This window comes from Halobacterium litoreum (assembly GCF_021233415.1).
Classification (GTDB): Archaea; Halobacteriota; Halobacteria; order Halobacteriales; family Halobacteriaceae; genus Halobacterium; species Halobacterium litoreum.
In genome coordinates this window covers 393,270-406,319 of sequence record NZ_CP089466.1, presented here as the reverse complement: position 1 = coordinate 406,319, position 13,050 = coordinate 393,270, and the positions used below count along the sequence as shown (strand labels likewise).

General features: G+C 71.3%; 13 protein-coding genes. 5 read left to right on the top strand and 8 right to left on the bottom strand.

Translation table 11 applies throughout. The annotated features are described in order from the left end of the window. Nucleotides 1-53: 53 nt before the first annotated feature. Nucleotides 54-392, bottom strand: a complete 339-nt coding sequence (locus tag LT972_RS02225) for a DUF5802 family protein (protein ID WP_232571564.1) — start codon at nt 390-392, stop codon at nt 54-56. Nucleotides 393-508: 116 nt separating this feature from the next. Here LT972_RS02225 and LT972_RS02220 point away from each other — a divergent pair, with 116 nt between their 5' ends. From LT972_RS02220 to LT972_RS02210, 3 genes are read left to right on the top strand one after another with little or no spacing between them, the layout of a single operon-like run. Next, nucleotides 509-1,159 carry an ArsR/SmtB family transcription factor gene (locus LT972_RS02220; RefSeq protein WP_232571563.1) on the top strand — a complete coding sequence of 217 codons (651 nt, stop codon included), beginning with the start codon at nt 509-511 and terminating at the stop codon, nt 1,157-1,159. A gap of 36 nt (nt 1,160-1,195) precedes the next feature. After that, complete coding sequence (gene gatD, locus LT972_RS02215) at nt 1,196-2,473, top strand: Glu-tRNA(Gln) amidotransferase subunit GatD (RefSeq protein ID WP_232571562.1); 1,278 nt, start codon at nt 1,196-1,198, stop codon at nt 2,471-2,473. Continuing rightward, complete coding sequence (locus tag LT972_RS02210; RefSeq protein ID WP_232571561.1) at nt 2,470-3,396, top strand: GNAT family N-acetyltransferase; 927 nt, start codon at nt 2,470-2,472, stop codon at nt 3,394-3,396. Before gatD ends, LT972_RS02210 begins: the two co-directional genes overlap by 4 nt. Before the next feature lie 188 nt (nt 3,397-3,584). Here LT972_RS02210 and LT972_RS02205 read toward each other — a convergent pair whose 3' ends face one another. Both LT972_RS02205 and LT972_RS02200 read right to left on the bottom strand, forming a co-directional pair. Next, nucleotides 3,585-3,791 carry a cold-shock protein gene (locus LT972_RS02205; RefSeq protein WP_058982123.1) on the bottom strand — a complete coding sequence of 69 codons (207 nt, stop codon included), beginning with the start codon at nt 3,789-3,791 and terminating at the stop codon, nt 3,585-3,587. A 65-nt stretch (nt 3,792-3,856) separates the two neighbouring features. Then, nucleotides 3,857-5,110 (bottom strand): adenosylhomocysteinase, encoded by a 1,254-nt coding sequence (locus tag LT972_RS02200; protein ID WP_232571560.1) that lies wholly within the window; start codon nt 5,108-5,110, stop codon nt 3,857-3,859. Between the two features lie 105 nt (nt 5,111-5,215). On the opposite strand from LT972_RS02200, the gene LT972_RS02195 reads away from it, so the two are divergent. Beyond that, nucleotides 5,216-6,850, top strand: coding sequence for a potassium channel family protein (locus LT972_RS02195; RefSeq protein WP_232571559.1), 1,635 nt, complete (start codon nt 5,216-5,218; stop codon nt 6,848-6,850). On the opposite strand, the gene LT972_RS02190 is transcribed toward LT972_RS02195, so the two are convergent. From LT972_RS02190 to LT972_RS02175, 4 genes are read right to left on the bottom strand one after another with little or no spacing between them, the layout of a single operon-like run. Beyond that, on the bottom strand, nt 6,851-7,603 hold the full coding sequence (locus tag LT972_RS02190) for a glycerophosphodiester phosphodiesterase (protein WP_232571558.1): 753 nt from the start codon (nt 7,601-7,603) through the stop codon (nt 6,851-6,853). Next, entirely contained in the window at nt 7,603-7,881 is a 279-nt protein-coding gene (locus LT972_RS02185) for a ubiquitin-like small modifier protein 1 (RefSeq protein ID WP_232572638.1), read from the bottom strand. Before LT972_RS02185 ends, LT972_RS02190 begins: the two co-directional genes overlap by 1 nt. Nucleotides 7,882-7,913: 32 nt before the next feature. Beyond that, nucleotides 7,914-9,071, bottom strand: a complete 1,158-nt coding sequence (locus LT972_RS02180; RefSeq protein ID WP_232571557.1) for a potassium transporter TrkA — start codon at nt 9,069-9,071, stop codon at nt 7,914-7,916. Beyond that, nucleotides 9,068-10,291: a potassium transporter TrkA gene (locus tag LT972_RS02175; RefSeq protein ID WP_232571556.1), complete on the bottom strand. Its 1,224-nt coding sequence runs from the start codon at nt 10,289-10,291 to the stop codon at nt 9,068-9,070. Before LT972_RS02175 ends, LT972_RS02180 begins: the two co-directional genes overlap by 4 nt. 129 nt (nt 10,292-10,420) lie before the next feature. Here LT972_RS02175 and LT972_RS02170 point away from each other — a divergent pair, with 129 nt between their 5' ends. Next, on the top strand, nt 10,421-11,596 hold the full coding sequence (locus tag LT972_RS02170; RefSeq protein WP_232571555.1) for an NAD-binding protein: 1,176 nt from the start codon (nt 10,421-10,423) through the stop codon (nt 11,594-11,596). Here the strand turns inward: LT972_RS02170 and LT972_RS02165 are convergent. Continuing rightward, a complete protein-coding gene (locus LT972_RS02165; protein ID WP_232571554.1) occupies nt 11,593-13,035 on the bottom strand; it encodes a universal stress protein in 1,443 nt (480 codons plus the stop codon). The genes LT972_RS02170 and LT972_RS02165 overlap by 4 nt on opposite strands. Nucleotides 13,036-13,050 lie beyond the last annotated feature (15 nt).

The following is a 13,050-nucleotide window of genomic DNA, read 5'->3' as shown; positions in this document are numbered from 1 at the left end:
GTCTCGCGCCAGCGTGTTAGTCCTCTCGTTGTCCGCGGAAAATCGAGGGCGGGCTACACCGCGCCGATGTCGAGGAGGCGGCGCGCGTGCTCGCGTTTCGCGAGCAACACCTCCTCGAGCGTCGGCGGGTTCGGGACGTCGAGGCGCTCCAGTAGTCGCTCGGGGACGGCGAGTGTCCGCTCGGGCACGTCGTCCTCGCCGTCGACGGCGAGGTGTGCCTCGCCGAGTTTCATCACGAGCGGGAGGTCCGTCCGCGAGATGCCTTCGTCGGTTGTGTACAGTTGCTCGTTGACCCGCCGGTGGTGCGCGCGGTTGATGGCCGCGCGCTCGCCGGCCGCGGGTTCGACGTACAACCGTCCGAGGTAGTAGCCGCTGGAGAACGCCTCGAACATGCGTGCTAACGTTTACCACGATAACAGATAAGCGCTCCGGCGAACCCTTAAGCCGTCGCGCATTTCCACCGCCGAAGCAGACACCCTTTTCAGCGCTGACCGTCAACGTCCGCGTAATGGACTCCGGGGCGTTACTCGACTTGCTGGGCAACGAGAACCGCAGGCGCATCCTCAGCCTGCTCGCCCGCAAGCCCTGTTACGTCACGGAGATTTCGGAGTACATCGGCGTCAGCCCGAAGGCCGTCATCGACCACCTCCGGCGACTGGAGGAGGCCGGCCTCGTCGAGTCACAGGTCGACGACCAGCGCCGCAAGTACTTCCACATCGCCGAGAATCTGCGACTGGAGGTCCGGCTGTCCCCGTTCGACTTCGGCGCGAAGTCCGCGTACCCCGCGAGCGCGGACCTCGACTTGACGCGCTGTCAGCACATCTCGGTGCGCGTCGAGGACCGACGCGAGGACGACGTCGCCCAGTTGGCGGCGAAACTGGAGGACCTGAAGGACCTCGAACGCGAACTGTCGCTCGCTCAGCGCTGGGTGCAGGGCCGCCTCGCGGACGTGCAGAACCGCCTCGCGGACGCCGTCGGCGACGGCCACGAGCGCCTGTACGCCGACGTGCTCGCCGCGCTCGCGGACGGCGACCGCACCGTCGAGGTGCTCGCCGACCGGCTGGACGCCCCGGAGCCGCTCGTCGAGGGCGTCCTAGAGACCCTCGACGAGCGAGACGTGGTGACCCGAGAGAGCGGCGAGTGGCGCATCGCGGAGTAGCAACCTTTTCCTCCGCCGCCCCGGAACTCATCGCGTATGACTGCAGACGCAGGGGACCGCGTGCGCGTCGAACGCGAGGGCGCGACCCACGAGGGCGTGTTGCTGCCGTCGGCGTCGCCGGACCACCTCGTCGTGAAACTCGACTCCGGCTACAACGTCGGCGTCGACCGCGACGGGGCCGACGTGGAGGTACTGGAATCGGGCGTCTTCGACGTCGAGGGCGACGCCGGCGAGGACGCGAGTTCGGCCGTCGAGTTCGACGACGACCTGCCGACCATCGCGCTCATCTCCACCGGGGGCACCATCGCGTCGACGGTGGACTACCGCACCGGCGCTGTCACCGCGCAGTTCGACGCCGAGGACGTGCTCCGAGCGGTGCCGGACCTCGCGGGGCGCGCGAACTACCGCGGGCGCGTCGTCGCGAACATCCTCTCGGAGAACATGGAGGTCCCCATCTGGCAGGACCTCGCCGAGGCCGTCCACGAGGAAATCGAGAACGGCGCGGACGGCGTCGTCGTGATGCACGGCACGGACACGATGCAGTACTCGGCGAGCGCGCTGTCGTTCGTCCTCGACACGCCCGTCCCGGTCGTGTTCACGGGGAGTCAGCGCTCGGCCGACCGGCCGTCCTCGGACAACGTGATGAACGCCGTCTGCTCGGTGGAGGCCGCGAAGGCCGACGCCGCCGAGGTGATGGTCTGCATGCACGCCTCCGAGAGCGACGACCGGTGTGCGCTCCACCGCGGCACCCGCGTGCGGAAGAACCACACCAGTCGCCGGGACGCCTTCGAGACCGTGGGCGCGGAACCGCTCGGCTACGTCGACTACGACGAGGCGAGCGAGGACGCGACGGGCGACGCGCGCGGCGTCTCGTTCACGAAGGCGTACACCGAGCGAGAAGAGGCGCCCCTCGACATCGCGCCCGACCTCGACGAGGACGTGGAACTGGTGAAGTTCACGCCCGGCATGGACGAGGCGTTCTTCGAGGCCTGCGAGGGCAAGAGCGGCGTCGTCGTCGAGGGAACGGGCCTCGGGCACGTCCACACCGATTTCGTGGAGACAATCGAGGAACTGGTCGACGACGGCACGACCGTCGTCATGACGAGCCAGTGCCTCGACGGCCGCGTCTGCGACCGCGTCTACGACACGGGCCGGGACCTGCTCGACGCGGGCGTCGTGGAGGGCGAGGACATGCTCCCCGGCACCGCGAAGGTGAAACTGATGTGGGCGCTCGCGAACAGCGACGACCCCGCGGCGACGATGCAGGAACCGCTCGCGGGCGAAATCACCGAGCGGTCGACGCCGTGGCAATGACCTCGGAGGAACTCACCGTCCGGCAGGCGACGCCCGAGGACTACGACGACGTCGCCGCCTTCACGAGCGAAATCTGGACCGACCGGAGCGGCGACTACATCCCGCAGGTCTACCACGACTGGATCGCCGGCGACGGCGACACCCAGCGCACGTTCGTCGTGGACACCGGGGACGACGTCGGCGGCATCTGTCAGGCCGTGTTGCTCTCCGAGCACGAGGCGTGGCTGCAGGGGATGCGCTCGAACCCCGAGTTCCGGGGCGAGGGCATCGCCGGCCTGCTGAACGAGGCGGCCTTCGACTGGGCCGCCGAGAAGGGCGCGACGGTCGCCCGGAACATGGTGTTCTCGTGGAACGACGCCGGCCTCGGCGCGTCCCGCGACGCCGGCTTCGAACCCGGCATCGAGTTCCGGTGGGCCCACCCGGACCCTCGCGAGGACGCGCTCGCCGGCCTCGACACCGACGCCACGGTCGAGAACGACCCGGACGCGGCGTGGACGCAGTGGATGGGCAGCGACGGCCGGGACGTGCTCGGCGGCCTCGCGCTCGACGACGAGGAGTCGTGGGCGCTCCGCGAACTCACCCGCGACACGCTCCACGATGCGAGCGACGACGCCGAGGTGTTCTCGGTACAGGACGACGGCACGACGGCGATGGCGTTCCGCGTGCGCGACTACGACCGCGAGAACGACGACGGCGAGGACGTCCACTGGGCGGAGTACGGCGCCGCGACGTGGGACGACACCGAGTCCGCCCGCGTCCTGTTCGCCGCCATCGCCGAGGACGCCGCCGCGCTCGGCGCCGACGAGACGCGCGTCCTCATCCCCGAGTCCACCCAGCACGTCACGGACGCCGCGTACACGCGCGCCGGCATCAGCGACGAACCGAAGTTCGCACTGGAGTGCGATTTGACCGACCGGCGGTAGCGGGACGCGACTTCTGAATCCCGCCGGGGGCTGTCGACTCGGCGCGGGGACGCCGTGCCTTCGGCTCCGGGCGAGTGAATTGTCGGCGTAACCGCGGCGGGCGGAACGCCAGCGCCGTAGCTACGCAGTGTGATAGTGGGAGAAAACGGAAACGTCAGCCGTCACAGCGGACGACGGACGGCGCCGCCTTAGTTACGAACGAGGTTCGTCGCGCGCGGTCCCTTCGGGGAGGACTCGATGTCGAACTCCACTTCCTGACCCTCTTCGAGGTCCGGGCCGCCGACGTCTTCCATGTGGAAGAACACGTCCTCGTCGTCGTCCACGTCGTCGCTGTCAGTCGAGATGAAACCGTAGCCGCCAGTGTCGTTGAAGAAGTCAACCTTCCCTTCTGCCATTGCGAACAGAGAGAAGGGCGTCCCACGGATAACACTTCCGAGGGTCGGGGTACCACGACTCCCGGTCAGACGACCGACTCCCGGTCCCACGACGCCAAGTACTCCTCTTGGAGGTCGGTCATCTCGTCGACGTCGACGCCGAGCGCGTCGAGTTTCCGGCTGGCGACCTCTCTGTCGATTCGGGTCGGCACGTCGTACGCGCCCGGCGCCGGCACCTCGTCCGCCGTCGCCAGGTGGCGCACCGTCGCGAACATCGCACCGAACGTGGTGTCCATCACCCCCGCCGGGTGGCCCTGGCTGAACGGCCCCGCCAAGTTCACGAGTTCCCCGTCGGCGAGCAGATTGACGACGCGGCCGTCGGGGAGTTCGAAACAGGTGATGCCGTCGCCCATCTCCGCCCGGTCGACGGACATCGAGCGCAGGTCGTCGATGGCGATTTCCACGTTCCGGTGGCCGACGTTACAGAGGACTGTGCCGTCCTGCATCCGGTCGAAGTGCTCCTCGCGAATCACGTGGCAGTTGCCGGTGGCGGTGACGAAGAGGTCGCCCTCTGACGCGGCCTCGGCCATCGGGCGGACCTCGTGGCCGTGCATGTGCGCCTGGAGGGCTTTCCGCGGGTCCACCTCCGTCACGACGGTGCGGGCACCGATGCCGCGGGCTTTCTGTGCGATGCCGCGCCCGACGTAGCCGTAGCCGGCGACCACGACGGTCGAACCCGAGAGGACGGTGTTCGTCGAGAGCATCACGTTCGCCAGCGCGCTCTCGCCGGTGCCGTGGACGTTGTCGAACCAGTGTTTGACCGGCGTGTGGTTGACTCGGTAGACCGGCACCGAGAGGGCGCCGTCCGCGTCCATCGCCTCGACCCGGCTCACGCCCGAGGTGGTCTGCTCGGCGGCCCCGAGGAGGTCGTCGGCCACCTCGGGGTGTTCGGCGTGGGCTTTCACCAGCAGTTCCGCCCCGTCGCTGCAGACGACGTCCGGCCCCGCCGCGAGGAGTTCGTGCTGGGCGATGTCGAGGTCGTCGTGGTCCATCCCCTCCCACGCGAACCCGCGAACCCCGTCGAGGTCGTCGAGGTGCGCGACCACGTCCCCGTGGACGCTGTGGGGGTTGCTCCCAGTGAACAGCACGTCTGCGCCCGCCTCGTGGAGCGTCTCGACGAACACCCCCGTCTTCGGTTCGAGGTGGGACGCGACGGCGACGGTCAGCCCGTCGAGTGGCGACCGCTCGGCGCTGTCCTCGGCCAGTGACTGCAGAACGGGCGTCTGTGCTCTAATCCACGCCAACGGGTCCGCGTCCGCCGGACGGTCGCGTTCGACCATACGCCGGGTTCGACTGACGCTCGGAAGTATTCGGGGGTGCCCGGCACGGCGACGCCGACGTTTCTGCGAAACGTTATCACGCATCGGCCAGAATCGACGTGGCAGATGCGCGACCTCCGGTTCCCACGCGACCCGAGTGACCTCACCCGCCGCCAGCGACTCCTGCTCGCGTTCCTCGGCGGCCTCGTCACCGTCGTACTCGTGTTCACGGCGACCTACTACTGGGGAATGCGGACGCTGGAGGGGCGACCGCGGACGCCGTTTCAGGCGCTGAACACGGTCATCGAGACGCTGACGACGACGGGGTTCGGCGCGGACTCGCCGTGGGAGACGCCGTGGATGAACCTCTTCGTCGCGCTGATGCAGGTGACGGGCGTCGTCATCGGGTTCGTCACCCTGCGCGTGCTCGTGATTCCGCTGTTCGAGCGCACGCCCCTGAATCTCGACGACCGCCTCTCGCCGAAGGACGACCACGTCGTCGTCGCGGAGTACCGCCGCGACACCGAAGTCCTGCTCGACGAACTCGAAGCGCTCGACGTCGACTACGTGCTCGTGGAGTCCGACGAGGAGGAAGCCAAGCGCCTCTCGGACGACGGCTATCAGGCAATCAACGGCGACCCGGAGGACGCCGCCGACCTCGAGCGCGCGAGCATCGGGAAGGCGTCCCTGCTCATCACGGACGCCGGCGACCGCACCGCGAGCGTCGTGTTGACCGCACTCGACCTGAACGAGGACCTCCGGGTCGTGAGTTTCACGCCGTCGACGCGCCGGAAGGCCGCGCTCGCGGAGGTCGGCGTCGACCGCAGCGTCGCGCCCCACGCCCTCATCGGCGCGCGACTCGCGGAGAAAGCGACGACGCCCGTCGCCCTCCCCGAGAGCGTCGGCGACGACGTGGCGATTCGGGAGATTCTCGTCCGGCGCGGCAGCCACCTGCACGGCGTCCGCGTCGGCGACTCGCCGGTCGCCGCGCACCCGGAACTGTCGCTGGTCGCGGGGTGGTTCGACGGCGAACTCCGGATACCGCCGTCGTCAGGCGACCGCCTCACGCCGAACACCGTCCTCGTCGTCGCCGGGCCCGAAGGCGTCCTCGACGAGGTGGCCAACGACGTGGCGGGCGTCCGGCGCCCCGCGGCGAGTCGCGGTCGCGTGGTCGTCGCGGGGCTCGGCGAGGGCGGGCAGGCGGCCGTCGACGCGCTCCCCGAGGAGGTGTCCGCGACGACTGTCGACCAGCGCGCGGACGCGGACCCCGACGTCGTCGGGGACGTGACCGAACCGGAGACGCTCCGCGAGGCCGACGTCGAGGGCGCGTCGGCGCTGGTCGTCACGGTCGACGACGACGCGACGACGCTGCTCGCGGTGGCGATGGCGCGGTCGCTCGCCGACGACCTCGAAATCCTCGTGCGCGTCACCGACGAGGAGAAGGCGTCGCCGGCGGTGCGCGCGGGCGCCGACTACGTGCTGTCCGTCCAGCGGGTCTGCGCGCGGCTCGTCGCCGCGGAAGTCCACGGCGAGCGCGTGATGGACCCGGTCGGCCAGATTCGGCTGGTGCGCGCCGACGCGGCGCCGTTCGCGGGAAAGACGCTCGCGGGCGCGAGCGACCCCGAGCACGGCTGGACCGTCGTCGCGGTCGTCCGCGCTGGCGACGTGCGCACCGACCAATCGACGACAATCGAGGCCGCCGACGAGGTGGTCGTCGCGGGCACCGACCGCTCGATTCGCCACTTCGAGAAGCAGACCTGACTACCAGCCCGCGCCGCCGTCGGCCCACGCCAGCACGCCCGGGTAGTCGGTGATGACGCCGTCCGCGCCCGCCTCGCGGCACGCGTGAGCGTCCTGCCAGTTCTCGATAGTCCAGACGTTGACGGTGTGGCCGTTCCCGTGGGCGCGGTCCACGAGGTCGGCGTCCACCGCGTCGAGTGGCGGGTGGAACGCCCGGCAGTCGAACTCGCTGGCGCGCGTCAGCCCGCGGTCGGCGTCCAGACAGAGCGCCGCGCGCGCGGTGTCGGGGGCGACCTCTCGGGCGGCCTCCAGCGCGCCGTCGAAAAAGGAGGAGAAGACGACGGGCGCGTCGCAGTCCGCGAGCGCGTCGGTCACGGCTTCGACGAACGGCCGCCACTGCGAGGCGTCCGGCCCCGGGAGGCCGAGGCGCGCGTCCTCGCTTCCGGGCGATTTCAGTTCGACGTGGAACTCCGTGCCCGCCGGCACGACGCCGGCCACGTCGGCGAGCGTCGGCACGCCCTCTCCCGAACCGAGCACGTCCGCGTCCGCGAGTTCGTCCGGGGTGGCGTCCCAGACGAACCCCGACCGGTCGGTGACGCCCCGCGAGTCCGCCTCGGCATCGAGTCGGTGGTCGTGGAAGACGACCGGGGTGCCGTCACTCGCCGGTTGGACGTCCACCTCCACGCCGTGCGCCCGATTCACCGCGCTCTCGACGGCCGCGAGCGTGTTCTCTGGCGCGACGCCCGCGAACCCGCGGTGTGCGAGTTCGTACATCAGCCCCCGCTCACCGGCGGGAACATCGCGAGTTCGTCGCCCGACTCGACCGACTGGGCGAGCCCGTCGCCCTCCGTGCGCACGTTCTCGCCGTTGTGCAGGACGTTGACGTGCGGTCGCAGGTCGCCGTCCTCGGTGAGCACGCGGTCGCGGAGCGCCGGGCGCGCGTCCAAGAGCGCGTCGAGCGCGTCGCCGACCGTGGCGTCCGCGCCCACCGCGACGTCGACGTGCTTGTCGCCGCCGACCTCCGCGAGGTCCGCGAACAGTTTCCACTCCATGCCCGTCAGTCCGCCGTCGCCCCCCATAGGTGCTACGGGGACTCGGCGGCGTCGGGCGCCGCGACCGCGGCGTCGAGTCTCCGGGCGGCGTCCGGTCGCGCGACCACGTACAGCGTGTCCTCGGGTGCGAGCACGCGGTCGCGGGCAGGAATCGCGTCCACGCCGTCGGCCGACCGCACCGCGACCACCGTCCCCGCCACGTCGCCGACCGTCGCGCCGTCGAGGTCGCTGTCCGCGGCGACCGTCGCCACCGTCATCGTCTCGTCGGCGCCACGGAGCAGGCTCGCGAACTGGCGGTCCGCGCCCGGTTCGTACGGGAGCGTGAGCAGGCGATAGTCGCCGCCCGCCAGCCCGCGCGCGTCGTACTCGTCGAGCGAGAGCGTCACCGCGTCCTCGTGGACGCCGCGTATCTCGGCCGTCGCGACGCGCTCGGGCGACTCGCCGGTCGTCTCCCAGACCTGCACGAGGTCGCCCGCGCCCGCCGCGTTCGGCGGGTCGGCGCGCACCGCGACCGCGGCCGTGCCCGGCGGGAGCGTGTGCCCGATACCGGCGGTGCGGCGGCCGAGCGCGAGATACGTCGCGGTGCCGTCCTTCTCGACTTCCACGTCCACGTAGCCGACCTCGTAGTCGTCTTTGAGGCGGGTGACGACGCGGTCCCGCAACTGCTCGACGGTGAGCCGGCGCGGGAAGATGAGCGTGCGCCCCGCGAGGTCGCGTTTCACGGCGGGCGCGACCGGGTCGTACCCCTCGATGTCGTCGATGTCCTCGGGGAGTTCGACGGCGACGGCGCGCCCGACCGCCTGCACGAGTTGCCCGACCTCGCCCTCCAGTTCCCGCGTGCCGGTCGCCGCGAGCAGTTGGACGCCGACGCGGTCGCCCGCGCGGCGCGCCGCCGGCACCAACACCACGGCCGCACCGAACACCGCGAGGTTGAACCCGACCGCGAGCGGCGCGAGCGCGTCCGTCTCGCCGGCGACCGCGTCGCCGAGCGCGACCCGCGTGTTCAGGTACAGCGTCACCACGGCGGCGTCCACGAGCAGGGCGACGCCGAACGGCACGCGCTGCCGGAAGTACCACCGGAACGCCGCCGCGAGCACCGCGACGGCGACGCCCGCGCCGAGCGCCAGTCCGGCCGCCTCCGCGACGGTCGCCATCTGCAACTCGTCGAGGACGGGCGCGAACGCGGTCACGCCGCCACCTCCGCGAACCGGTCGAGGTCGGCCCGCGACCCGGCGACGAACACCTCGCCCGCGAGCGCGGCGTCACCGAGCGGCGCGACCGTCCAGTCGCCGCCCGAGCGCACCGCCAGCACCGCGACGCCGAACTCGTCACGCACGTCAGCCGCCGTCTTCGCGTCCGCGACCACCGGCGAGTCCTCGCGGAGCGAGACCCGGCGGACGCGCTGACCGGCGCGCCGCAGCACGCCGAGCAGTTCGTACTCGCGGCGCGTCCCCCGCGATTTCACGACGACGCGCGCGTCCGCGGCCGAGAGCAGGCGCTCGGCGTCCGACCGCGAGACGGCGACCGTCAGCCGACCGACGCCGCCGGTGGTGGTCGGCGCCGGCGTCGGTTCGCGCTCTACTGTCTCCTCGCCGCCGTCCGGCCGCACGTCCGCCGCCGAGTCGGCGTCGCCGTCCGGGGTGACGCCGGTCTTCGCCGAGACGACGGTGCCGTCCACGCGGTCGTCGCCGACGAGCAGCGACACCTCGTCGCCGCGCGCGACGCCCGACGGGACGAGCGTCTGCACCGAGACGGCGCGCGTCCCGACCGGCGTGCGCTTCGAGACGCCGGCGGCGGGCGGCGCGGCGGCGACGCTCGCGCGAGCGCGCTCGTCCAGCGTTACCGAGGCCTCCTGCACGTCGAACTCCGAGCGCAGGCGGTCGGCGAACCGCGTTTCGAGTTCCGACAGCGGGAGGTCGGCGGGGAACCGCCACTCGACGTCCCGAATCTCCGCGCGCAAGGTGTCGGACAGCGGCGGGTAGCCCTCGACGTCCCGCACCGCGCCGACGACGCGCACGGTGACCTCGCGGCTGCCGCCGACGAGACTCACCACGTCCGCGTTCAGCGTGCGCTCGCGGAGCGCGCGGAGCGTGATGCGTCTCGGGAGTTCCGCGCCGAGTCGGTCGCCGACGGCGTGCATGTAGAACGTCGACAGCGACACCACCAGCAGCGCCACGACGAGCGTCGTGGAGTTCGCCGCCTGCGTTATCGTGGGGTCGGCGAACGCCAGCAGACCGCCGTTCACGCCGGCGAGCGCGACGCCGAGGACGACGACGCCGAACGCCGGAATCGAGAGTCCGGTCACGTACTTGAAGAGGAACCCGAACGCGAACGCCACGAGCGCCGGGACGACGCCCGCCAGCAGCCCCAGATAGATGCCCTGCAGGACCTGCACGGGAGTCGAAGTCATACCAGCCACCCAGACGCGCCCCGACCAAAACGCTACCGTCCGGCCACGTCGGGCCGTGGCGCCCCCGTGTCGCCGTCGGCCCGCCGTCGCGCCGCCGCCTTCAAGAGGGGCGCCGTCCCGCGTACTGGTATGGACCTGCCGGGCGTCGAACGAGTGACCGGGCGCGTCGCCGTCGTGTTGACGCTCGCGGTGGCCGCGCTGTCCGTCCTCGTCGGCATTCTCGGCATCGTCGACCCGGGCGCGAGTTTCGGGCCGTTCGCGGACGTGGTGCCCGCGTCGGCCAGCGAGACGGCGGAGTTCACGGGCGCCATCACGGGCTTTCTGATGGTCGGGAGCGCGCTCGGCCTGCGCCGCGGCCTGCGCGCGGCGTGGTACTCCACGATGATTCTGCTCCCCGTGACGGCCGCACAGGGCGTCGTGCAGGCGACGCCGTACTCGGTGCCTCTCGTCGTGCTGTCGGTGCTCGCCTTTCCCGTGCTCGCGGTGGCGCGCGGGCGCTTCGACCGCCGCATCTCGCTTTCCACCAGCAAACTCGCGGCGGGCATCGCGCTCGTGGGCGTGCAGGCCTACGGGACGGTCGGCACGTGGGCGCTCCGCGACGGCTTCCCCGCCGTCGAGACGCCCCTGGACGCGTTCTACTACACGCTCGTCACCGCCAGCACCGTCGGATACGGCGACGTGACGCCCGCCACGCAGGAAGCGCGACTGTTCTCGCTTTCGGTGCTCGTGCTCGGCACCGCGAGTTTCGCCATCGCGCTCGGCGCGCTGCTCGGCCCCGCCCTCGAAGCCCGGTTCGCGAGCGCACTCGGACGCATGACACAGAGCCAGTTAGAGTCCCTCGACGGCCACGTCGTCGTCGCGGGCTACGGCGACCTGACGGAACCGATTCTCGAAGAACTCCGCGCCGCCGGCCGCGAACTCGTCGTGCTCACGGACGACGACGAAGCCGCCTCTCGGCTCCGCGAGCGCGACGTGAACGTCCTCGTCGCCGACCCCAGCGACGAGGCGTCACTGGAGCGCGTGAACGTCGACCGCGCCCGCGCGGTGGTCGCGGCGACCAACGACGACGGACAGGACGCCCTCGACATCCTCACCGTGCGCGAGACCCACCCGGACGTGCGCGTCGTCGCCGCCGCCACCGAACGCGAGAACGAGGCGAAACTCCGGCGTGCCGGCGCCGACACCGTCATCAGCCCCGCAGTCATCGGCGCGCGGTTCATCGCGCGCTCCGCGTTCGGCGACCGGAAGGCCGAGCGCGAAGCCGAAGACGTGGGTCTCGACGCCGCGCTCGACGAGGACGCCTAACCCATGTGGACGACGGCGAAGTCCGTCTCGATGTCCTGTACGCGCTCGTAGGTCGGGCGCGAGACGAACTTCGACGCCCGCGACCGGTCGGTGCTCGCGCCGAGGAAGACGAGGTCGTAGTGGCTGTCGTTCCGCCGGAGGAACTCCTCGACGTCCGACCGCGACACGCGCGTCTCGCAGCGCGAATCCACCGTCTCCGTGAGGTTCGCGAGCATCGACTCCGTGGTGCGGCGGTCCCGCTCCGCGTCGATACACGAGCAGGCGCTGACGCTCCCGGTCTTCCCCGCGAGACGCTGCGCGTAGTCCAGCATCGCGTGAGCGGTGTCCGACGCCGACCGCACGGGCACCATGATGCGCTTCCAGCGCGTTCGCTCGCCGTCCCCCCGGAACGCCACCACGTCGGTGTCGCTCCCGAACAGCCCGCGGACGAACGGCGTGAGCGACCCGCGCTCGGTCTCGAACGGCGCGACCACCAAATCCGAGTTCGTCTCGTCGGCGGCGCGCAGAACGGTCCGGGAGGGGTCGCCGTCGGCCACCGCGACCACCACGTCACAGGGCACGCCGACGCGCGTCTCGATGCGTGACGCCTGCTGTTCGAGTTCCCGGGCCGCCGCGTCCGCGGCCTGCTCCTCGGCCGCCGACTCCGGTTCGTCGATGTAGTCGGCGCGCTCGCCGTCGATGCTCGCGCGCTCGGCGGCCGCCACGTCTTCGTCGGCCACGACGTCCAAGAGAACGACCTTCCCGGCGTCGTGGGCGGCCGCGATGCGAGCGCCGAACATCGCGGTCTGGTTCGCGTGCTCGCCCCGCATCGGCACGATGACGTGGTCGTCGGCTTTCGTCGTCTGGTAGAGGTAGCGCGCGCGCTCCTCGTAGAACTCGTTTCGCCACACCACGAACACGATGGCGACGAGGCTCGTCGAGAGCGCGACGCTCACCACGTACGCGAGCTGGGCGGTGCCCGTGATGAGCACGAGCAGCGCCGTCGAGTACGCGGTCGGCAGTTCAAGGTTCAGCGCCCACGTCGCGACGCCCGTGAGGAGGACGCCGAGCGCCGCCGCGCCGGCGTGTGCGCCCATCGCCTCGGGCGGCACGCGGTAGACGTACGTCGCGGTCCCCGCGACCGCCGCCCACCCGCAGAGCGCGCCGACGGTCATCCCGCCGACGAACTTCCGCGGGTCCGAGTACCGGCCCTCGGGGTCCGAGAACAGCGTGTACGTGCCCGAGGCCAGCGGCGGGAAGAGGAGAAACGAGACGAGGTCGACGCTGTTCGCGAGCAGCGTCACCAGCCCCACGAGCAGGGGGACGAACAGCAACACCGAGACGCGAGTGAGGTTGCTCGTCGTCTCTATCCAGCGCCGGAACTCGCGGGCTTCCCGGCGCTCGAACCGGTACGCGCGGCGGCGCGCCGCCGCCAGTCGCCGCCGCAGTTCCCGGAGCATACCGATAGCGTCCAC